This window comes from Longispora sp. NPDC051575 (assembly GCF_040681875.1).
In the GTDB taxonomy this organism is placed as follows: Bacteria; Actinomycetota; Actinomycetes; order Mycobacteriales; family Micromonosporaceae; genus Longispora.
In genome coordinates this window covers 239906-262689 of record NZ_JBFAZP010000009.1, presented here as the reverse complement: position 1 = coordinate 262689, position 22784 = coordinate 239906, and the positions used below count along the sequence as shown (strand labels likewise).

Annotated in this window: 11 protein-coding genes; 9 read left to right on the top strand and 2 right to left on the bottom strand. The window is 73.9% G+C overall.

Features of this window, described 5'->3' with window-relative positions; translation table 11 throughout:
- Positions 1 to 17: 17 nt before the first annotated feature.
- From AB0M43_RS28120 to AB0M43_RS28105, 4 genes are all read left to right on the top strand, one after another.
- On the top strand, positions 18 to 1049 hold the full coding sequence (locus AB0M43_RS28120; protein ID WP_363728782.1) for a hypothetical protein: 1032 nt from the start codon (positions 18 to 20) through the stop codon (positions 1047 to 1049).
- A gap of 84 nt (positions 1050 to 1133) precedes the next feature.
- On the top strand, positions 1134 to 7814 hold the full coding sequence (locus AB0M43_RS28115) for a DUF11 domain-containing protein (protein ID WP_363728781.1): 6681 nt from the start codon (positions 1134 to 1136) through the stop codon (positions 7812 to 7814).
- Between the two features lie 221 nt (positions 7815 to 8035).
- The gene (locus AB0M43_RS28110) at positions 8036 to 10924 is read left to right on the top strand and encodes a M36 family metallopeptidase (protein ID WP_363728780.1); all 2889 of its coding nucleotides are present in this window, start codon (positions 8036 to 8038) and stop codon (positions 10922 to 10924) included.
- Positions 10925 to 11055: 131 nt separating this feature from the next.
- Positions 11056 to 12297, top strand: a complete 1242-nt coding sequence (locus AB0M43_RS28105; protein WP_363728779.1) for a lipase — start codon at positions 11056 to 11058, stop codon at positions 12295 to 12297.
- Positions 12298 to 12392: 95 nt separating this feature from the next.
- On the opposite strand, the gene AB0M43_RS28100 is transcribed toward AB0M43_RS28105, so the two are convergent.
- A complete protein-coding gene (locus AB0M43_RS28100) occupies positions 12393 to 12659 on the bottom strand; it encodes a hypothetical protein (protein WP_363728778.1) in 267 nt (88 codons plus the stop codon).
- 176 nt (positions 12660 to 12835) lie between these two features.
- The gene (locus AB0M43_RS28095) at positions 12836 to 13072 is read right to left on the bottom strand and encodes a hypothetical protein (RefSeq protein WP_363728777.1); all 237 of its coding nucleotides are present in this window, start codon (positions 13070 to 13072) and stop codon (positions 12836 to 12838) included.
- Positions 13073 to 13164: 92 nt separating this feature from the next.
- On the opposite strand from AB0M43_RS28095, the gene AB0M43_RS28090 reads away from it, so the two are divergent.
- From AB0M43_RS28090 to AB0M43_RS28070, 5 genes are all read left to right on the top strand, one after another.
- Positions 13165 to 13986: a universal stress protein gene (locus AB0M43_RS28090; protein ID WP_363728776.1), complete on the top strand. Its 822-nt coding sequence runs from the start codon at positions 13165 to 13167 to the stop codon at positions 13984 to 13986.
- A 205-nt stretch (positions 13987 to 14191) separates the two neighbouring features.
- Entirely contained in the window at positions 14192 to 14968 is a 777-nt protein-coding gene (locus AB0M43_RS28085) for an alpha/beta hydrolase (protein WP_363728775.1), read from the top strand.
- A gap of 146 nt (positions 14969 to 15114) precedes the next feature.
- Entirely contained in the window at positions 15115 to 15786 is a 672-nt protein-coding gene (locus AB0M43_RS28080; protein ID WP_363728774.1) for a VOC family protein, read from the top strand.
- A 284-nt stretch (positions 15787 to 16070) separates the two neighbouring features.
- Positions 16071 to 22307, top strand: coding sequence for a putative adhesin (locus AB0M43_RS28075; RefSeq protein WP_363728773.1), 6237 nt, complete (start codon positions 16071 to 16073; stop codon positions 22305 to 22307).
- On the top strand, positions 22304 to 22780 hold the full coding sequence (locus tag AB0M43_RS28070) for a hypothetical protein (protein ID WP_363728772.1): 477 nt from the start codon (positions 22304 to 22306) through the stop codon (positions 22778 to 22780). The genes AB0M43_RS28075 and AB0M43_RS28070 overlap by 4 nt, the downstream gene beginning before the upstream one ends.
- The last annotated feature ends 4 nt before the right edge of the window (positions 22781 to 22784 follow it).

Genomic DNA, 22784 nt, shown 5'->3' with positions numbered 1-22784 from the left:
GGGCCGGGGTGATGGCTGTGGGGGCTGTCCTGGCCCTCGCCGCGCCCGCCTCGACGACCGGTCCGGACTGCGCCGGGCGCGCGCTGTTCGTCACGGCCGACCGGGTGGGGCTGCTCGATCCGGGTACCGGCGCGCTGAGCGACCTCGGGCCCACCGGTACCCGGATCAACGCTCTGGGCTTCGTGCCCGCCCACGAGGCCGGCGGCGCGGGCCGTCCGGCCGGAGGCGACGCCGTCCCCGAGGGCGGCACCGAAAACGGGGGCGGGTCCCGGGCCGCGCACGCGGTCGGGGTCGGCGGCGGGCAGCTGGTCCGGGTGGACCCGTCCGGGGCGGTCACCCGGCTCGGCCCCGTCCCGGGCGCGGACCTCGCCACCGTCTACGCGGGCGCCTCCGCCGGCCCGCTGCTCTACCTGCTCGGCGCGGGCACCCTGACCGTGGTCGACACCGGCCGGCGCGCGCTGGTGTCCCGCCGGCCGGTGGACATCCCCTACCTGGGCGACTGGGAACTCGTGTCCGGCCGGCTGTACGGGGTCAGCGCCGAGGGCGTCGGCCCGGCCCGGCTGGTCGCCGTGGACCCGGGCACCGGGCGGGCCACCGTCCGGGCGTTGCCGGAGCGGGTGCCGGCCGGGGGCAACTACGGGGCGGCGTTCGCGGTGGGGCGGGTGCTGCACGTGCTGGACAACGTGTCGGGGGCGCTGGTGCGGGTACCCCTCGACGATCCTGATCTGGTCGTGGTGGTGCCGACGGGGGTGCGCGCGGCGAGCGTGGACGCGGCCTACTGTCCCGCGCCGCCGGCTCCGGTCCCGACGCCGGCCGCGAGCCCGGTGCCGCCCCCGGCCAGTAGGCCCGCACCGGCCGCCGGGCCACCCACCGTGGACCCGACGCCCCCCGCGCCGCCGGAGGAGCCGCGGTTCGAGGAGCCGGTGCTGCTGCCGACCCCGACCGCCGAGCGCCCGGTCGACGACGGCGCCGCGATCTGGTGGGGGATGGCCGCCGTGCTGGTAGTCATGGTGGTCGCTTCGGTGGGGGCGGTGCTGCGCGCCGGCTGACCGCCCGCGCGCCTGATCATGAAATACCCCATATAGACGTATTGTCCTGATGGTTTGCTCAGCGGCCGTCGGGGGAGTGTCGTGGTGAAGTCGTGGGTTTCGGTGTCCAGGCAGGTCGCACGCCTGACCGTGCTCGGGTTGGTCGTGCTGAGTGGCTCCTTCGGCGCGGGGGCGGCGCACGCCGAACGGGACCCCGAGGCCGCCTGCGTGCCGTCGGCCGGGTTCACGCACTGCGAGCGGTACTCCGCGACCGGCGCGGACCAGTCGTTCACGGTGCCCGCCGGGGTGAGCAGCGTGGACGTCCGGATCTGGGGCGCGGGCGGCGGCGGTAGCAACACCGACTACTACCTCAACCAGCGCGCGGCGGGCGGCGGCGGCTTCACGACCGGCACCCTCGCGGTCACCGCCGGGAAGACGTTCACGGTCAGCGCCGGCCAGGGCGGGGTCGTCAACGGCACCAGGGCCACGTACGGCGGCGGCGGGGCCGGTGGCAACACCCCCCGGCGCGACGCTCAGGGCGCCAGCGGCGGCGGCCTGAGCGCCCTGTGGGACGGCGCCTACGGCTCCACGCCCGTGCTCGTGGCCGGGGGCGGCGGCGGCATCTCGCCCGGCTCGGACGGCCAGACCCCGTACGGCGGGGCCGGCGGCGGGGCCAGCGGCACGGCGGACAACCAGCCGGGCATCTCCGGCCGGGGCGGCTCCCAGACGGCGGGCGGCGCGGCGGCGACCGGCGCGTACTGCTCGACCCGGGCCCAGGCCGGCGCGCGCTACCAGGGCGGCACCGGCGGCATCACCACCGGGGACGGCGAGGGCGGCGGTGGCGGCGGTGGCGGCTACTTCGGCGGCGGCGGCGGGGCCTGCCAGCCCGGCCCGGGCTCGAACACGGGCGTCAACGGGGACGGCGGCGGCGGTTCCGGGTACACGGGCGGGGCGGGCGTGACCGGCGCGACGACGACGGCCGGCGGGGTCAGCACGGCGAACAACGTGGGCGGCACGGCGGCCGGCACCAACGACGACCAGTACGTCGCGGGCGTCGGGGTCGGCGGCGGCGCCACGAACGGCGGGGGCGGCCAGGTCGTCCTCCAGTGGGTCACCCGGATCGGCCTGTCGATCTCGAAGTCGATGGACCCGGCGCCGTACGTGCCCGGCCAGACCCTGACCTACACGGTCGACGTGTCCAACCGGGGCCCGGCCCCGGCGGTCGGCGCCCGGGTCCGCGACACCCTGCCGGCGAACCTGAAGTCGTTCACCTGGACCTGCACGGCGACCGCCGGCAGCACCTGCGCGACGGCCTCGGGCACCGGAGACATCGACGCGCTGGTCACCCTCGCGGCCTCGGGCCGGGCGACGTTCACGGTGACCGGCACGGTGCCCTCGGGCGCGACCGGCGTGATCACCAACACGGCGACCGTGACCCGGCCGGACGCCGCCGTGGACCCGAACTGCGCGCCGACCTGCTCCAGCAGCGTGTCGAGCACCTCGGCCGCGCGCGCCGACCTGGCCATGACGAAGGCGCTCGGCTCCACCGCCACCGTCGCGCCCGGCGAGACGTTCACCTACACGCTGACGATCGAGAACAAGGGCCCGTCGGACGCCGTCAACGCGAAGGCCACCGACACGCTGCCCACGGGCCTGACGTTCGAGTCGGGTACCGGCTGCGCGGCGGTCGGCCAGACCGTCACCTGCGGCCCCGAGGCCACCCTGATCGCGGGCGGCTCCAGGACCTGGACGTTCACGGTCCGGCTGGCCGCGTCGTACACCGGCGGGGATCTGAGGAACACGGCCACGGCCAGCTCGGACACCCGGGACCCGGTACCCGGCAACAACACCTCCACCCAGGTCTCCCCGCCGCCGATCGCCCCGAAGGCCGACGTGTCCATCGTGAAGGGGTTCGCGGGCGCGGGTCCGGTGGCGCCGGGGACGACGTTCGAGTACACGCTGACCGTGGCGAACGCGGGGCCCTCCGACGCGCAGCAGGTCGTCGTCGCGGACACCCTGCCGGCCCAGCTGACCTTCGTGAACTCGACCAGCGGCTGCGCGGCGGGGGTGTCCTGCCCCACGATCGGGACCCTCGCGGCGGGCACCTCGACGGTGTACCGGTTCACGGTGCGCCTGGACGCCGGGTACACCGGTGACGGCTCGGACCTCACCAACGTGGCCACCGCGAACGCGACCACCCCGGACCCGGTGGCCCCGAACAACACGTCCCGGCTGACCGGGCTGCCCGGCGGCACCGGGGCCCCGGAGACGGCGCTGTCGGTCACGAAGACCGGCTCGGCGGACCACTACGTGCCGGGGCAGGTGTTCACGTACACGATCACGGCCCGCAACGCCGGCCCCTCGGTGGCCCGCGCCGTGCGGGTCACCGACAGCCTGCCGGCCGGCCTGAAGGGCTTCACCTGGCAGTGCGCCGCCACCGCGCCGGACGCGTGCGGGGCGGCCAACGGCACCGGGGACATCGACACGACGGTGACCCTGGCGGTCGGCGGCCTCGCCACGTTCACGGTGACCGGCACCGTGCCGGCCACCGTGTCCGGGGACCTGTCGAACACCGCGACCCTGACCCCGCCGGCCGGCACCGTCGACAAGGGCTGCTCGCCGTCCTGCTCGGCGACGGAGACCACGCAGGGGCCGAAGGTCACCCTGACCAAGTCGGTGCTGCCGGCCGCCCCGAAGCCGGGGGACACGGTCACCTACACGGTGACGATGGTCAACGGCGGCACCGCCGACCACCCCGACTTCCGGTTCACCGACGACCTGACCGGGGTCCTCGACGACGCCACCTGGGTCGGCACCGGCGCGACCGGCGGCGGCACGTTCGACAGCACCGGCCTGCCGGTCCTGCAGTGGAACGGCCCCGTGCCGGCCGGCGCGACTGTGACCGTCAGCTACCAGGTGCGGGTCAAGACCCCGCCCGGCGGTGACGGCGTCCTGACCAACAAGGTCGTGGCGGCGGGCACCGACTGCGTGGCCGGCACCGAGCCCGGCTGCACCACGACCAGCCCCGAGATCCCCGGCGTGACCATGGCGAAGACGATGTCGCCGACCGCGCCCCGGCCGGGTGACGTCGTGACGTACACCGTGACGCTGGTCAACGCCACCGGCGCGGACTTCGCCGGCTTCGCGTTCACCGACGACCTGACCGACGTGGAGGACGACGCCACCTGGCAGGGGCCGATCGTGACCGACCCGGCCGGCGCCGTCACGTCCGCGACGCACACGAAGCCGACCGTGTCCTGGTCGGGCACCGTCGCCGCGAAGTCGACGGTGACCGTGCGCTACACCGTGCGGGTCGACGACCACCCGGCCGGCAACAAGGTCCTGAGGAACAAGGTCGTGTCGACCAACACCACCTGCCAGACGGGTACCGAACCGGGCTGCTCCACCACCACCGACCCGCTGCCGTCGGTGACCGTCGCCAAGGCGCTCACCCCGACCACCCCGGTCTACGGCCAGCCGATCACCTACACGGTGACCCTGCGCAACACCGGCCCGACCGGCTACCCGGGCTTCGCGTTCACCGACAACCTGGCCGGCGTCCTCGACGACGCGACCTGGGACGGCCCCGTCGACAGCGGCGGCGGCACGTTCACGAAAACGGGGTCGGACCTGCGCTGGCAGGGCGACGTGCCGGCCGGCGCCACGGTCACCGTGTCCTACCGGCTGATCCTGAACGGGCCGCCGACCGGCGACCGGATGCTCACCAACACGGTGACCGCGACCGGCTCGAACTGCGTGCTCGGCACCGAACCCGGGTGCACCACGACCACCACGGTCCCGCCGGTCACCGGATTCGACGCGGGCGTGACCAAGGCGCCGAGTACCACCGGGGCGCGGATCGGGGACACGGTCACGTACACGGTGACGGTGCGCAACCTGCGCACGTACCCGTTGAAGAATCTGACCGTCACCGACGACCTGACGCACGTCACCGACAAGGGCACCTACAACGCCGACGCGGCCGCGTCGATCACGGGCGTCGTCGGGTACGCGGCCCCGCTGCTCACCTGGACCGGCGACCTCCCGGCCGGCGCGACCCTGACCCTCACCTACTCGGTGACCGTCACCAGTGCCGGGGACAGGTCCCTGGTCAACACGGTCTCGGTGCCCGGCTCGGACTGCCCGCCCGGCGGCGCGGCCACGAACTGCGTGGCCACCGTGGGCGTCGCGACCCTGACGTTCACGAAGACGTCGGCGCCGGCCGCGCCGGTCCCGGGCGGCACGGTCACCTACACCGTCGTCGTGCTCAACGACGGCCTGGCGGGCTACCCGGACGCCACGTTCACCGACGACCTGTCCGGCGTCCTGGACGACGCGGCGCTGAACCCGGGCTCGCCGAACGCGGACACCGGCGCGGCCTCGATGTCGGGGAACACGCTGACCTGGAAGGGCACCCTCGCGCAGGGCGCGAAGGCCACGGTCACCTACGTGGTCACGGTCGGCAACCCGCCGGCCGGCGACGCGGTCCTCCGCAACCGGGTCGTCTCCACCAGCACCGGCACGAACTGCCCGGCCGGCTCGACCGACCCGAAGTGCGGCGGGGAGAGCGGCGTGCCCCGCCTGGTGTTCGACAAGTCCTCGACGCCCGCCCCGGTGCCGGGCGGCAAGGTGACCTACACGGTGACCGTGCGCAACACCGGCGGGGCCGACCAGCCCGACGGCCAGTTCACCGACGACCTGTCGGGGATCCTGGACGACGCGGCGCTGGACTCGGTGAACGCCTCCAGCGGCAGCGCCACCATGACGGGCGACGTGCTGACCTGGACCGGGGCCGTCGCGAAGGGCGACACGGTCACGGTGACCTACACCGTGACCGTCGGCAACCCGCCGGCCGGGGACGCCGTGTTGAAGAACACGGTGGTCTCCACGACTCCCGGCACCAACTGCCCGCCCGGCTCCACCGACCCGAAGTGCGGCGGGGACAACAAGCCGGGTGTGCCCCGGATCGTGTTCGAGAAGACGTCCGCTCCGGCCCCGGTGGCCGGCGGCAAGGTGACGTACACCGTGACGGTGCGCAACACCGGCGGGGCCGACCAGCCCGACGCCCGGTTCACCGACGACCTGTCGGGGATCCTGGACGACGCGGCGCTGGACGCCGGTTCGCCGAGCGCCTCCAGCGGCAGTGCCACCGTGACGGGCAAGGTCCTGACCTGGACCGGGGCCGTCGCGAAGGGCGACACGGTCACGGTGACCTACACCGTGACGGTCGGCAACCCGCCGGCCGGGGACGCCGTGCTGAAGAACACGGTGGTCTCCACGACCTCCGGCACCAACTGCCCGGCCGGCTCGACCGATCCGAAGTGCGGCGGCCAGACCGGCGTGCCCCGGCTGGTGTTCGTCAAGTCCGCCACCCCGGCCCAGCCGGTCGCCGGCGGCACCGTGACCTACCAGGTGCTGGTCACCAACACCGGTGGCGCCGAGCAGAAGGCCGGCACGTTCACCGACAACCTGGCCGACGTGCTCGACGACGCGGCCCTGACCAGCGGACCGACCGCCGACCGGGGCACCGCCGCCGTCGCCGGCCAGGTGCTGACCTGGACCGGGGACGTCCTGGCCGGGGCCACGGCCACCATCGCCTACACGGTGCGGGTCGACGACCCGCCGACCGGTGACCGCCGGCTCGCCAACACGGTCGTGTCCACCACGTCCGGTACGAACTGCCCGGCCGGGTCCACCGACCCGAAGTGCGGCGGGGAGCACAAGCCCGGCATCCCGTACCTGGACATCGTGAAGACCGCGGCGCCCGCCGTGCCCGAACCGGGCGGGACGGTCACGTACACGATCCGGGTCACCAACTCCGGGAAGGCCGCCTACCAGGGCGCGGCGCTGACCGACACCCTGAACGGGGTGCTCGACGACGCCGACTACAACGGGGACGTGCGCGCCGACGCGGGCACCGCCGGCTACACCGCGCCCGACATCACCTGGACCGGGGACGTACCGGTCGGGGCGACCGTGACCATCACGTACAGCGTGCGGCTGAAGAACCCGGAGACCGGGGACCGCCGGCTGCGCAACCAGGTCGTCGCCACCGGCGGGGGCACCTCCTGCCCGCTCGGCTCCGACAACCCGGACTGCACGACGGAGACCCCGACGCCGCCGTACGACCTCGGCGACGCCCCCGACAGCTACGGCACCCGCCGGGCCTCGGGCGGGGCGGTCGCCCAGGTGGTCGACGGCCTGCGGATGGGCCCGACCGTGACGGCGAAGCCCGACGCGCCGGCCGTGCTCGACGGGCTCACCGACCCGTCCGACGACGCGCTGGTCGTCGCGGACCTGCCGTCCCTGGTGGAGCGCCAGGCCGGCTACGCCCTCGACGTGCCGGTCACCAACAGTGACGGCCGCACGGCCCGGCTCACCGGCTGGATCGACGCGGACCGCGACGGCACGTTCGGGCCCGCCGAGCAGGCCACGGCCCCCGTGCCGACCGGCGCCTCCACGGTACGACTGGTCTGGAGCGGCCTGGCCACCCCGACCCGGGGCGCGACGTACCTGCGGCTCCGGCTCAACGGCGACCAGCTCGCCGGCGGCCGGATCGGGAAGGGCGCCCTGGTCGGGGCGCGCGCCGAGGCCTCGCCCTCGACCGGCCCGACCGGGTTCGGCGGCTACGGCGAGGTCGAGGACTACCCGCTGACCATCGCCGCCGGCCCGGTCCTCCCGGTCACCGGACCGCCCGCCGGACGCCTCGCGCTCGCCGGCGCGCTGGCCCTGACGATCGGCGCGGCCCTGTACGGCATAGCGACGACCCGGCGGGTCCGGCGCTGACCTGGTGAAAGGGGTGGCCGGCCCGTCACCCCTTTCACATATAACAATGGATGTAATAGGGAAAAGAGCCTCGATGCGTCTCTGTTCTTTTCCTTAAACGTGTGAGGCGAATCAATAACAGTTCGGGTAACACCGTTGTGTCCTCCTGTTAGGAACCACAAGGCTGCCGGGTGCGGAGATGTCGAGTTGACATCCCTAACTTGTTCAACCAGGGGGTTCCAATGGCATTACCCTCACCGTCCCCTCGGCGCCGCCTCGCCTACGGCCGGCTGATCCCGGCCGTCGTGGCCGTGCTCGCCGTGGGCGTGGCGCCTGCCGTGGCGCAGGGTGACCCGGGCCTGAACGGACGCGGCGCGCAGGCCCCGCTGTCCTCGTTCGGCGACAACGCGAAGGGCGACCAGGGCGGGTTCTTCGACTCGCGTACCGCCGCCGCCAGCCGCCGTACGCTGCAGGTCAAGGCCGCCGCCCTCGCCGCGGCCCCGCGTCCCGGACTGCGCGCGCTGAAGGCCGAGCTCGGCGTTCAGGGCACCGTGGACCTCGACCCGCTGACCGGTACCCCGCGCACCGTCAGCAAGCTCGACGGCTACCTCGCCGGCCCGAGCACGGCCAACCCGGCCCAGATCGCCATCAACTACGTCCGCACGCACGCCGACGCGTTCGGGCTCAAGAACGCCGACATCGACGGGCTGGTGCTCCGCCAGGAGTACGTCGACATCGCCGGTACCCGTCACCTGTCCTTCGTGCAGAAGGTCAACGGCGTCACGGTCTTCAACAACGGTCTCAAGGCGCACATCGCCAAGGACGGTTCGCTGATCTCCCTCGACGGCTCCCCGGTCGCCTCGCTGCCGACCGGGTTCGCGGCCCCGAAGCTGAACGCCACCACCGCCCGGGGCGCGGCGCTCAAGGACGTCGGCGGCAACGCCGACGCGCCCGTCGCCAAGGACTCGACCGCCCAGCAGGTCGTCTTCCAGACCGCGTCCGGCCCGCGCCTCGCGTGGCAGGTCTCCGTCCGGCCGTCCAAGGACGAGCACTACCTGCACGTCCTCGACGCCGAGACCGGTCAGGTGCTCTACCGCAAGAGCCTGATCAACCACGAGGCCGACCCGAACCAGGCCAAGGCCAGCACCTGGAACAACCACCCGGGCGCGCTGCGCGGCGGGGACACCCAGCCGACCACCCTGCCGGGTGTCGCGCCGGGCGCGAAGAACCTGTCGGGTACGTACGCGCACGTGTACCTGGACCTGAACAACAACGACGTGGCCGACGCGGACGAGGAGGTCGGCCCGAACGCCGCCGGCACCTTCGAGTACGGCTTCAAGAACTTCATCAAGGTCGACGGCCCGCCGTGCTCCAGCCACTACCAGTGCTCCTGGAACCCGGCCGTCCCCGGCTCCTGGCGGACCAACGCCAACCAGAACGCCGTGCAGCTGTCCTACTTCCTGGGCAAGTTCCACGACCACCTGGAGGGCGGCACGGTCGGCTTCACCCGCGAGGCCGGCAACTTCGACGCCCGTGACGGCGACGCCGTCCAGGGCGAGGCGATGGACGGGGCCAACACGGCCAACGGACTGCCGGGCGGCAACGCCAACAACGCGAACATGGACACCCCGGTCGACGGCACCCCGCCGCGGATGCAGATGTACCTGTTCTACGACGACGGCAACTTCAACTGGCTGTCGGGCAACAGCGGCGACGCTGCCGACATCGTCTACCACGAGTACACCCACGGCCTGTCGAACCGGCTCGTCGTGGACGCCAACGGCATGTCGACCCTCGGCCCGGTGCAGGCCGGCTCGATGGGCGAGGCCTGGTCCGACTGGTACGCGATGGACCTGCTCGTGAAGGAGGGCTCGCAGCCCGACCGCAAGAACGCGGCCGACCTGCGGATCGGTGACTACGTCGGGCACGGCACCGACGGCATCCGGACCCAGCCGATCGACTGCAAGGTCGGCGTCGTCGACGCGGCCTGCCCGGGCGGCGCGCGCAGCGGCCCCGGCGGCTTCACCTACGGCGACTTCGGCAAGATCTCCGCCGGTGGCCCCGAGGTGCACGCCGACGGCGAGATCTGGGTCGAGACCCTGTGGGACCTGCGGTGCGAGGTCGGCAGCGACGTGTCCGAGTCCCTGGTGACCCGGGCCATGGAGCTGTCCCCGTCCAACCCGTCGTTCCTCGACGAGCGCAACGCGATCCTGCTCGCCGACACGGTCGTCTACGGCGGCAAGTACCGCGACGTGATCTGGAAGACCTTCGCGGCGCGCGGCATGGGCTACTTCGCCGGCGCCATCGACGGTGACGACTCGGCCCCGGCCGAGGACTTCAGCCTGCCGCCGGCCCCCGGCACCGCGCAGGGCACCGTCTCCGGCACCGTGACCGACAACGTCACCGGCGCGCCGGTCGCGGGCGTCAACGTCTCCTTCGGTGGCCACTCCGGCACCATCGGCGGCAACCTGAACGCGGTCACCGCCGCGGACGGCACCTACACGATCAGCGGCGTCACCTACGGCCCGTACACCAAGTTCAGCGCCGTCGGTGGCGGCTACGACACGGTGGCCGGCCCGAAGACGGTCAACACCCCGAGCACCGTGGCGAACTTCGCCATGGCCCGCGAGTGGGCGTCGGTCGGCGGCGGCGGCGCGATCACGGGCTCCAACGGCCCGAACTTCGGCGGCGGCTGCAACCAGGTCGCGCTGATCGACCAGTCGGTCGGCTCCGGCTGGGTGTCCGACGCGTCCTTCACCGGCCCGACGACGATCCGTTCGCGGTTCGTCATCATCAAGCTGCCGGCGGCGGTCAACATCTCCAAGCTGGTCATCAACCCGACCGCCGCGTGCGGCGTCGGCGGCAGCGCGGGCGTGGGCGACTACAAGCTGGAGTCCTCGGCCGACGGCGTGACCTGGACGGTGGCCTCGACCGGTCACTTCGGGGTCCCGCAGCGCGGCCAGAACGTGACGGTCCCGCTGAACGCGGGCTCGGCGGCCGGCGTGAAGTTCCTCCGCTACACGATGCTGAGCAACCAGCTCGCCGACGTCGGCGGCACCTGCCCCGGCGCGTTCGGCGGCTGCACCTACGTCTCCACCTCGGAGCTGTCGGTGTACGGCAGCGCCTCGTAACACGGCGTGACGAAGAAGGCGGGTCCCGTGTCCACGGGGCCCGCCTTCCCGCGTAGGTAGGGCTAGCCGTACCACCGGAACGGGGGCGGACAGGATTCCGGCCGGCCCGCCCCGAAACTAGCGTCGACACCATGAAGATCTACTCAGGACGAGGAGCCCGCCGGGTCACCGCCGGACTCCTGCTCGCCGGGCTCGTGGCCGGCACGCTCGGCACCGCGGCCGGCCCCGCCACCGCGTCCGGCGACGCCCGGGGCCGACTGGTCTCCGCCACGGCGATGCGCACCTACCACTCCGCCGACGAGGTCGCCGCCGAGCTGCGGGGCGCGGAGTTCGACGCGGGCGCGGTCCGGTACGGCGTCGACACCTACCGGCTCGTCTACCGCACCGTGGACGTCGCCGGCCGGCCCACCACGGCCAGCGGGCTCGTCGCGCTGCCCCGCAACCACGTCCGCGAGCTGCGCACCGTGTCCTACGCGCACGGCACCACCACCTACCGGGGCGACGCGCCCTCCGCGCCGGCCGAGGACGGCTGGGCCCAGGCCCCGGCGCTCACCTACGCGGCCGCCGGGTTCGCCGCCGTCAGCCCCGACTACCTCGGGATGGGTACCGGCCCCGGGCCGCACCCGTGGATGCACATCCCGTCGGAGACCACCGCCTCGCTGGACCTGCTGCGGGCGGCGCGCGAGTTCGTACCCACCAAGGGCAAGGCCCTGAAGCGGCAGGTACTGGCCGCCGGCTTCTCCCAGGGTGCCTCCGCCGCCCTCGGCCTCGGCCGGGAACTGGAGGCCGGCGGCGACCCGTGGTTCCGCCTCGCGGCCGTCGCCCCGATCAGCGGCGCGTACGACTTCCGGGGCGCCGAGATCCCCGCTCTGCTCAACAAGGAACTCGAGCCGAAGCTGAGCGTGCTCTACACGGCGCTGTTCCTGGTCACCTTCAACCGGCGGGCGCACTTCTACACCGACCCCGCCGAGGTGTTCCAGGACGGCTACGCGCACAAGATCGAGGCCCTGTTCGACGGCTCCGTCCCCGGCCAGGTGCTGTTCCGGGAGACCCCGGAGAGCCTCAAGGACCTGCTCAAGCCACGCGGCTTCGAACTGCTCCGCAACCCCCCGGCGTCGTTGGCGGCGGAACTGCGGGTCACCGACGCGGTCTGCACGGACTGGACCCCGAAGGCCCCGGTGCGGCTGTTCGAGATCGTGAAGGACGAGCAGGCGGCCAACGCCAACACGGCCCGGTGCGCGGCCAGCCTGCGCGGACACGGGGTCGACCCGCACCTGACCACCTTCACCGAGGGTGACTACAACGGGTCGGCGCACCTGAGCTCGAACATCCAGGGCACGGCGGCGACGGTGCGCTGGTTCGCCGAACTGTGAGCGGTCGCGGCTGACGCCCTGCTCGGACCGTCGGCCGCGCGTCGTCCAGGCCCGGTGGTCGCCCTTCGCGGGTGGCCGCCGGGCCTTCGGGTGTGTCAGCCGCCGACCCGGACCAGGCGGTAGCCCAGGGGCTCGGCCGGGTCCTCGATGGCGAGGATGTGCTGGCCGGTGCCGGGGCGGATCCGGCTGATCACGTCACCGATCGCCTCGCCGGCCCCGGCGACCACGAGCCGGACCCGCCTGCCCCGGGCCGCCGCGCGCACCGCCTTGCGGAGCTGGGGGTTGAGCAGGTGGCGGGCCAGGTCGTAGGCGGTCGCGCGGATGGCGGCGGCGCGCGGGTCCTCGGTCGGGTCGGTGTGCACGGCCTGAGCCTAGTGACCGGGTCCGACAAACCCGCCCGACAATAGCCGGCAACGCCGTGACCAGCGGACGGCCGCCGAGCCGGGGCGGGCCATGCGTGGGCCCGACCGGGACCGGGCACGGTGACCCGGAGACGCGAAAGGCCCGGACCGAGAGGGCCGGGCCGAACGCGTGCGTCCTAGTGGTTGCGCGCCTCGCGGGTCCGGACCGCCGCCTCGATCCGGTGGGCGGTCCGACCGGAGGTCAGAGCCTTGCGGGCCCGGGTGTACAGGTAGTACGCGCCGCCGACGACCGCGGCGCCGACGATGAGGTAGCCGAGGATTCCGAGCAGTGCGCCGATGAGCTTGAGCGCCAGCCAACCGGCGACGGCCAGACCGACGATCCCGACGGCCAGCCACAACAGAAGTTTGCCCATCCGTCGATCGTGACACCGTCCCGGCGGCCCCGCCATCAGGGAAGACCCGGAAAACGCCGATCCGCTGGTACCCGTCGTGGGTAGCCTGGGGCATGGCCGAGGGGGACGGTGTCGCGCGCGGGGTGGTCGTCGGGATCGACGGCTCGACCGGCAGCCGGGGCGCGGTGGAGTTCGCCGCCGACGAGGCGGTGGCCCGCCGGGTGCCGCTGCACCTGCTCTGCGTCACCCTGCCGGCCCTGATGCTGTCGCCGCCGCTCCTCGCCCCGTTCCCGACGAGCGCCCCGGACCCGGGCGTCGATCCGGTCCCCGGCTTCCTGGAGGAGCTCGCCGAGCAGGTCCGGCGGACCCGGCCCGGGCTGGAGACCATCCAGGAGGTGGTCCCCGGCGGGCCGTCGGCCGTCCTCGTCGAGCGGTCCCGGGCGGCGGACCTGGTCGTGGTCGGCGCGCGCGGGCACGGCGGCTTCCTCGAACTCCTCGCCGGCTCGGTCGCCACCCAGGTCGCCACGCACGCGCACTGCCCGGCGGTCGTCGTCCGGGGCGGGGCGCGCCCCGAGGGCCCGGTCGTGGTGGGCGTCGACGACGCGCCGGAGACGGACGTGGCCGTCGACCTGGCGTTCTACGAGGCCGTGCTGCACGGCCGGCAGTTGCGCGCCGTGCACGTCGGGCACGGGGACCCGGACGCCCCGCTGACCCGCTGGCGGAGCCGGTACCCGGACGTGGCCGTGGAGACCGTGCTGAGCCGGGACAGGGATGTGGCGGCGGCCCTCGTGGCGGCCTCGGAGGACGCTCGGATGGTCGTGGTGGGGTCCCGGGGGCGGGGCGGGCTGCGGAGCCTCCTGCTGGGCTCGGTGGGCTACGCGCTGGCCCACCACGCGCACTGCCCGGTCCTGATCGCCCACCCGACCTCATCCTGACCGGGCCGCGCGCCTGATCCGTGGCCCGCCGCCTCCCCACCCGAGGCTCCCGCCCGCAGCCGCGCCGACTTCCGCCGGCCGGGGCGGCCCACCCGGAGGTCCCCCGCAGGTCCCGGTCGGGTCCCGCCGTCACCCCACGGAGCTACGCCGAAGTCCACTCCGGGGGGTGACGGTTTCCGCGCCGGGAAACGACAGCGTCTAGACCATGATCCGACGCCTCGCGCTCTCCGCCACCCTGTTCCTCGGCATGGTCGCCGTCCTGCCGGCCGCGCACGCCGTCGCCGACCCGTCCCCGGGCCTGGTCGCGGTCACCGAGGTCGTCGGGGACGTCCGGGCCGCCAGCCGGATCACGATCCTGGTACCCGGGGCGGGCGTGACGCCGGACAACTTCCGCGAGGGCCTCGGCGACGTGACCCGCCGCGCGCCCGCCCACTGGGCGCGGTGGCTGGCCGCCGAGGCGCGCGACCCCCGGGTGGCCGTGGTCGCCTGGCTCGGGTACCTGCCGCCGAAGGGTGCCAGCCTCGCCGTCGCCCGGGGCGAGCGCGCCGACGTGGGCGCCCGCGAACTGGAGGCGTACGTGGCCGGGCTGACCGCCGCGAACCCGGGCGCCACGATCACGGTCGTCGGGCACTCGTACGGCTCCGTGGTCGTCGGGCACGCCGCCGCCGCGCTGCCGGCCAGCGTCACGGACCTGGTGTTCCTCGGCAGCCCCGGCACCGGCGCGCACACCGCCGCCGACCTCGGCGGGCACGCCCGGGTCTGGGCCGGGAAGACCGGGGACGACTGGGTGCGCCGGATCCCGAACACGACGGTCCTCGGCTTCGGCCACGACACCGACCCGACGGACCGGGACTTCGGCGCCCGGCCGCTGCCGGTGGACGGGGCGGCCGGCCACGACGGCTACTTCGTCCCGGGCACCGGCTCGCTGCGCGCCCTCGCGGAGATCTCCACCTCCGGCACGCTGACCCCGGCCACGCACTGACGCCGCCGCACCGAAAACGGCCGCGCCGAAAACGGCCGCACCGACAGCGGCCGCGCGGGCGCATTGGGGCGCCGTCGCCGACCGCACCGCGCCCCCCGGTACCCATCTGGGGCTGTTCTGTCGGTGGTGGGTGGGAGCATCGGGGGATGAGTCTCACCCGGCGGGAAGCGTCCGATGCGGTCACCGGTCTCGGCTGGCGGCTGGTCCTGGGGGAGGTGCGCACCCGGGTGCGCGTCTCCTCCTTCGCGGAGGGGGCCACGGTCGCGGCCCGGGTCGCCGCCGCGTGCGGGGCCGCCGCCGACGACAGCCTGCGGGTCGACCTGCGCCCCGACCAGGTGACCGTGAGCCTGCACGCCCCCGGCGCCCGGCTGGTCACGACCCGGGAGGTCGAGCTGGCAGCCGTGGTCACCCGGGCCCTGGGCGCGGACGGCTGGCCCACCCACCCGGGGCCCGACGACCCGGCCCGGCCGGTGCAGCTGCTGGAGATCGCGATCGACGCGCTGGACATCGCCGCCGTCCGGCCGTTCTGGGCGGCCGTCCTGGGCTACGCGGACGAGGTGCCCGGCGGGGACGCCCTGGCCGACCCGGACCGGGCGGGGCCGACGTTCTGGTTCCAGCGGATGGACGCGCCGCGCCCGCAGCGCAACCGGATCCACGTCGACGTCACGGTGCCGCACGACGAGGCGGACCGCCGGGTCCGGGCGGCGCTCGACGCGGGCGGCCGGCTGGTGTCGGACGCCGAGGCGCCGGCCTTCTGGGTGCTGGCCGACGTCGAGGGCAACGAGGCGTGCGTGACCACCTGGCAGGGCCGGGACTGACCGTCACGCGGCGTGACCAACGTCACGTTCCGCCAGCTCTGACCCCCACCCGTCGCGCGGCCGCGCCACGGGCCACCACCCTGCCTCCAGCATGCCGGACGACCGGCGGACCTGGGCTGACAGCGGCCGTACAGCCGCCATCCAGCCCGGGGCCCTACCGTCGCCCGGCCGGTCACCTTCCGTGACGGCTCCCCTCGACCATGCCTGGAGGCGTGTCGTCCATGCCCGTAGTCCTGTCCCACCGACCGCCACGGGGCGGCCGGTGGTCCCGAGGGTTGACCCTCGTGCTGGGAGCCGCTCTGGTGGCCTCCCTGACCGGTGCGCCCCCGGCCCTCGCGGCCCCGTATACCCCGGGTAAGGCGCAGAAGGAGAGGCCCGTCGCCGGGGTCCGGGTCAAGCCGGGCGCGGCGGCGCGGCAGTCCACCGGTACCCCCCTCAAGGTCTCCGCCCCGGTCTGGCCCGCCGCCGCCAGTGTCGACGTGGAGCTCGGCGGGTCGGCGTCCCGGCTCGCGGGGCAGGCCCCCGGCGCGGTGCGCGCGGGTAGCTCCCCGGTATGGGTCGGGCCGGCCCCGGCGCAGGCCGCCCCCGCCGACGCTGCCCGCGCGCCCGGCGCCGCCGCCCCCGGAAACGCCACCCCGGCCAAGCTCCGGGTCCGCACCTACGACCACGCGGCCGGCACGAGAGCCGGCGCCGACGCCCTGCTGTTCCGGGTGTCCAGCCTGGCCGGCGACGGCCCGGCGAAGGTGTCCGTCGACTACTCCGCGTTCCGGGGCGCCCACGGGGCCGACTGGGCCCAGCGCCTGCGCCTCACCGCCCTGCCCGAGTGCGCGCTGACCACTCCGGACGTGCCCGGCTGTCAGGGCCGCGTCCTCGAGTCGGCCAACGACGCGCGCGCCAACACGGTGTCGGCGACGGTGGCCGTGACCGGCCCGGGCTCCCCGGCCACCGGCCTGGCCACCCAGTCGGACGGCGCCCTGCTTGGCCTCACCGCCGGCCCGTCCGGCCCGGCCGGTGACTACGCCGCGACGTCGCTGGCCTCGGCCGGCGTGTGGAGCGCCGGTACCCACACGGGCGAGTTCACCTGGAACTACCCGCTGCGGACCCCGCCGGGCCCGGGCGGCCCCGCGCCGACCCTGGCGCTGGCGTACTCCTCGGCCAGTGTCGACGGCCGGATGGCGGCCTCGAACAACCAGCCGAGCTGGGTGGGCGAGGGCTTCGACCTGGACGCCGGGTTCGTCGAGCGCAAGTACCAGCCGTGTCAGCAGGACATGGGCCCGCTGCCGACCGACGCCACGAAGAAGGCGAACAACACGGTCAAGAACGGCGACCTGTGCTGGGCCACGGACAACGCGACGCTGGCGATGTCCGGGCACGCCGGTGAGCTGATCAAGGATTCCGCCGGGGTGTGGCACCTGCGCAGCGAGGACGGCACCCGGATCACCCGGGAGACGAGCTCGGGCAACGGCGCACGCAACGGCGAGTACTGGGTCGTCACCACCGGCGACGGCGTGAAGTACTACTTCGGCGACAAGGCGGCCAGCACCCTCAAGGTGCCCGTGGCCGGCAACCACCCCGGCGAGCCCTGCCACGCCACGGCGTTCGCGGACTCGTTCTGCACCCAGGCCTGGCGCTGGTACCTCGACCACGTCGTCGACCCGCACGGCAACACGATGACGTACTCCTACACCAAGGAGACCAACAAGTACGCCAGGAACCTCAAGGACACCGACGCGGTGACCTACGACCGGGCGGCGTACCCGAAGCGGATCGACTACGGCACCCGGACCGACCGGACCGAGGCCGCGCCGCTGCACGTGGAGTTCGAGACGGCCGACCGGTGCGCCGCCGACTGCGGCACGAAGGACGCGACGCACTGGACGGACGTGCCGTGGGACCAGTCCTGCGACAAGAGCCCCTGCAAGGTGTACGCGCCGACGTTCTGGACCACCCAGCGGCTCAGCAAGGTGACCACGTTCGCCGGTACCGACGACGTCGAGTCCTGGACCCTGACGCACTCCTACCCGAACCCGGGCGACGGCACCCGCGCCGGCCTGTGGCTGGACCGGATCGCGCACAAGGGCCTGGTCGGCGCGGCGGCGGACACCCCCGACATCGTGTTCACCGGGACCCAGCTGAACAACCGGGTGGACACCACCACGGACCAGTACGCGGCGATGAACTGGTGGCGGATCAAGGCCATCGACACCGAGTCCGGCGGCAAGGTCGAGATCACGTACTCCGACCAGGACTGCGTGGCCGGTTCGCGGATGCCCGACGGGAACAACCTGAAGGACAACCACCTGCTGTGCTACCCGGTGAAGTGGGTGCCGGACGGCAAGAAGGCCCCGATCCTCGACTACTTCCACAAGTACGTGGTCAAGGTGGTCACCGAGACCGACCTCACGGGCGGCGCGCCGCGCAAGATCACGAAGTACGACTACGTCGGCGATCCCGCGTGGCACTACACCGACGACGACGGCCTGATCGGCAAGGACTACAAGACCTGGTCCGTGTGGCGGGGCTACGGCGCGGTCCGCGAGACCAGGGGCGACCCGGGTTCGCAGACGTCCGCCGAGAACCGGTACTACCGCGGCATGGGCGGCACCCTGCCCGCCGCCGGCGGCGCCCCGGCGATCACCGACGAGGAGGCGTTCGCCGGCCAGCTCCGGGAGAAGGTCACCTTCGACGGGCCGGGCGGCGCGGAGGTGTCCGCCGAGTCCTACGCCCTGTGGCAGTCGGATCCGCCGACGGTCAGCCGGACGGTCAACGGCTCCACGGTGCACGCGCGGTACACCGGCAAGGCCGGCAAGTACACCCGGACGGCCCTGGACGGCGGCCGGCCCGCCCGCACCACCACCGAGACGACGTTCCACGACGCCTACGGGGCCCCGGTGAAGACCGAGGACCTGGGCGACGACCAGGTGGCCGGGGACGAGAAGTGCGTCCTCGCCGAGTACGCCCGCAACACGGCGGCCTGGATGGTCCAGTCCCCGTCCCGCCAGCACTCCTACGCCGTGACCTGCGCGAAGGTGCAGGCCGGCGGACTGACCGACGCCGACGTGATCGCCGACGACCGGACCTTCTACGACGGCGGGGCCCTCGGCGCCGCCCCGACGAAGGGCGACATCACCCGGACCGAGTCGCTCAGGGCGTACAACGCGGGCAACCCGACGTTCCAGTCCACGACCAGCACGTACGACGCCTACGGCCGGGGCCTGGACCGCACGGACGTCCGGGGCAACCCGACGAAGACGGTCTACACCCCGGCGGCCGGCGGCCCCGTCACCCAGGTCGAGACCACGGAGCCGCTGGGCTGGAGGACCACGAAGACGTTCGAGCCCGCGTGGGGGTCGGTCCTCGTGGAGACCGACCCGAACCAGCGCCGGACCGAGCACGCGTACGACGGCCTCGGCCGCACCGTCGGGATCTGGAAGCCGGGCCGGGACCGGGCGGGCGGCGCCAGCGCGAACATCAGCTACTCGTACCTGGTGCGCAACACCGCGCCGACCGTGATCACCACCCGCAAGCTCAACGCGTCCGGCGGGTACGCGGTGTCCCACCAGCTGCACGACGGGCTGCTCCGGCTCCGGCAGAACCAGGTGCCGGACGCGGCGGGCTCGGCCAGGGCGGTCGTCACCGACACGCTCTACGACACGGCCGGCCGGGCCACCCGGGTGAGCAAGCCCTACCTGTCGACCCAGTCGATGAGTACGGACCTGATCCGCTCGACCGAGGCCATCCCGGTGCAGGACGTGTCCGTCTACGACGGCGCGGCCCGGATCACCGCCGCCATCACCCTGCTCAACGCGCCGCCCGGCGGCAGCCCCGGCGGGGTGGAGAAGTGGCGGACCAGCACCTCCTACGGCGGGGACCGGATCGACAGCACCCCGCCGCGGGGCGACACGGTGATGTCGAAGGTGCTCGACGCGGCGGGGAAGACGGCCGAGCTGCGGCAGTACCACGCGGGTGTGCCGGCCGGCTCGGCCGACCCGGCGGGCTACGACGCGACCCGCTACGCCTACACCGCCAAGGGCCAGCTGTCCCGGGTCACCGGCCCGGGCGGCAACCACTGGGACTACACCTACGACCTGCACGGCAGGGTCCTGACGATCACCGACCCGGACAAGGGCACGGCCACCTCGACGTACGACGCGTACGGCCAGGAGCAGACCACGAAGGACGCCCGGGGCACCGTCCTGGCGTACACGTACGACCCGATCGGCCGCCGGACGAGCGTGCGGGACGGGTCGGTCACCGGACCGGTGCGCGCGGAGTGGACCTTCGACACCCTCGCGCTCGGCAAGATGACGAAGGCCGTCCGGCACGTCGGCGCGGACACCTACACCCAGGAGACGGTCGGTCTCACCGCCGACTACCAGCCGACCACCGTCCGGTTCACGGTCCCCGGCACGACGGTGGGCGGCACGTACGACTACGTCTACACCTACAACCAGGACGGTTCGCCGTACACCGCGCAGCTCCCGGCCGCCGGTGACGTCAAGAAGGAGACCCTGAAGTACGGCTACGACGCCCTCGGGCAGTCGACGACCGTGCGCTCGGGGTACGGCACCAGCGCCGAGACGGACCTGGTGACCACCACCGGCTACACCTCGTTCGGCGAGGTCGGCGCCTACACGCTGCGGAACAACAACGGCAACGTCGTCGGCGTCACCCGGACCTACGAGTCCGACACCCGGCGGCTGGCCCAGGTCTGGACGTCCAGGCAGACCGCGCCGGCCGACGTCGCCGACGTCCGGTACTCCTACGACCCGGCCGGCAACGTGACCCGGATGGCCGACCTGGTCTCGGGGGACACCCAGTGTTTCCGGTCGGACAACCTCCGCCGGACCACCGACGCGTGGACCCCGGCCGACGGGAACTGCGCGCCGGCCCCGACGGTGGGCGCGCTGGGCGGGCCCGCGAAGTACTGGCACGAGTTCGACTTCGACCTCGCGGGCAACCGCACGGCGTTCGTCGAGCACGCGGCGGCGGGCAACAAGAGCACGACCTACACCGTCAAGCCGGGTACGCACCAGCTGACCGGCAGCACCGACGGCACGACCGCGCGCGCCTGGCGGTACGACGAGGCCGGCAACACGGTCAGCCGGCCGGTCGCCTCCGGTGCGCAGACCCTGACCTGGGACGCCGAGGGCCACCTCGCCAAGGCGGTCGACGGTTCGGGGAGCACCCAGTACACGTACGACGTGGGCGGCGGGCGGCTGCTGCGCACCGATCCGGCGGGCACGACGCTGTACCTGCCGGGCCAGGAGATCCGGTACGCCACCGGCACCGGGGTGAGGACCGGCACCCGGTACTACAAGCACGCCGGCAGCCAGGTTGCGGTCCGGTCCGGGTCCGCGCTGACCTGGCTGTCCAGCGACCACCACGGCACGGCGGGCGTCTCGGTCGCGGCGGTCGGCCAGGCCGTGTCGGTGCGGCGGGACACCCCGTTCGGCGGCGTCCGGTCCACCTCCGGCACGTGGCCGGCGGCGATGGACAAGGGCTTCGTCGGCGGCACCAACGACAACACCGGCCTGACCCACCTGGGGGCCCGCGAGTACGACCCCGGCACCGGCCGGTTCATCTCCGTGGACCCCGAGTTCAACGAGAAGGATCCGCAGCAGCTCAACGCGTACGTCTACAGCAACAACAACCCGTCGACGCTGTCGGACCCGGCCGGTACCCGGTGGAGCTGGGGCAAGATCCTCACGGTCACCGCCATCGTGGTGGCGGTCGTGGCGGTGGTCGCGGTGGCGGTCATCATGCCGGCGGCCATCCCGCTGATGATGGGCGCGGCGGCCAACGCCAGCGCCGGGGCCCTGGCCGGGGGGTCCTCCCTGGGCATGGCCGCGGCCGTGGGCGGGGTCGCGGCGGTCGGCGAGGCCGCGGCGGCGGGGGCCGTCGTGGCCGGGTCGGGCGTGGTCGCCAGCGGCCTGTACATGGGCGGCAAGATCGCCAGCGGGTACGCGCAGGGCGGTGAACCCGGCGGTCCGGCCGGCGGGCGGTCGCCCTCCTCGCGCCGGGCGCCCACCGACGACGCGCCCGCCGCCGACCACTCGGCGCCGACCGGGGCGCGGCCGTTCAACCCGGCGAACCGGGGCCGCGACGACGGCGAGCACGTGTTCAGCGGACACGGGTCGATCGACATCGACGCGCCGCACACCATCGTGCCGCCGGGCACCACGGTGAACGTGTACGCGCGGGACAACCGGACGATCGAGGACCGGCTCGGCAACCGGATCGAACGGGGCGTGAACGTGACGCCCCGGAGGGTCTACACGGAGGGGCAGAGCATCCCGGCGTACCTGCTGCACCCGATCGAGCCGGAGGCCATCCAGCACAACCGCAACCCGTGGGTCGTGGACCGCACGACCCGGTTGTCCACCATGCTCAGGCCGAACATGGGCACCGTGCACTGGGCGGCGTGCGCGTGCCACGAGCGGGGTACCGCCCCGCCGGAGCCGCCGAGGCTCAACCCCCGCGACGGCCAGAGCATGCGCATGCAACGGGAGATCCAGTGACGTACTTCGCCGACCTCGGCCCGTACCCGCCGGCCGAGCCGCTCGACCCGGACGTCCTCGCCTACCTGATCGAGGAGGGCGAGGAGGACCTCGACGCCGAGGTCGTCTGGGCCGACCTGCGCACCGTCGGCTGGCTGGAGCCGGAGCACCGGTTCCCGACCGGCCCGGTCGACCCCGCCTTCGTGTCCCTCCTCGGCTGGCTGGTCACGCACCGCCAGGTCGTCGGGACCCGGGGCGCGCACAGCTGCCGGCTGCCCGGCTGCGCCCCGGAGCAGCGACCGGCGGGGACGCGGGTGCTGATCGACGGCGCGAGCGTGCTCCTCGGCAGGGCGGAGGTCCGGGTCGGCGCCACCGAGGGCACCGGGTACGCCGCCCCGACGCTGATCCACCACTACGTCACCGCGCACGGCTACCAGCCGCCGGCCGAGTTCGTGGCCGCGGTCCTCGCCGAACGGCCCACCCGGGGCCACTGATCCA

Bases quoted from the DNA above. Each gene is read 5' to 3' on its own strand.
- AB0M43_RS28080 (WP_363728774.1), top strand. From the start codon at position 15,115: ATGAGTCTCACCCGGCGGGAAGCGTCCGATGCGGTCACCGGTCTCGGC.
- AB0M43_RS28085 (WP_363728775.1), top strand. From the start codon at position 14,192: ATGATCCGACGCCTCGCGCTCTCCGCCACCCTGTTCCTCGGCATGGTC.
- AB0M43_RS28110 (WP_363728780.1), top strand. From the start codon at position 8,036: ATGGCATTACCCTCACCGTCCCCTCGGCGCCGCCTCGCCTACGGCCGG.
- AB0M43_RS28090 (WP_363728776.1), top strand. From the start codon at position 13,165: ATGGCCGAGGGGGACGGTGTCGCGCGCGGGGTGGTCGTCGGGATCGAC.
- AB0M43_RS28095 (WP_363728777.1), bottom strand. From the start codon at position 13,072: ATGGGCAAACTTCTGTTGTGGCTGGCCGTCGGGATCGTCGGTCTGGCC.
- AB0M43_RS28105 (WP_363728779.1), top strand. From the start codon at position 11,056: ATGAAGATCTACTCAGGACGAGGAGCCCGCCGGGTCACCGCCGGACTC.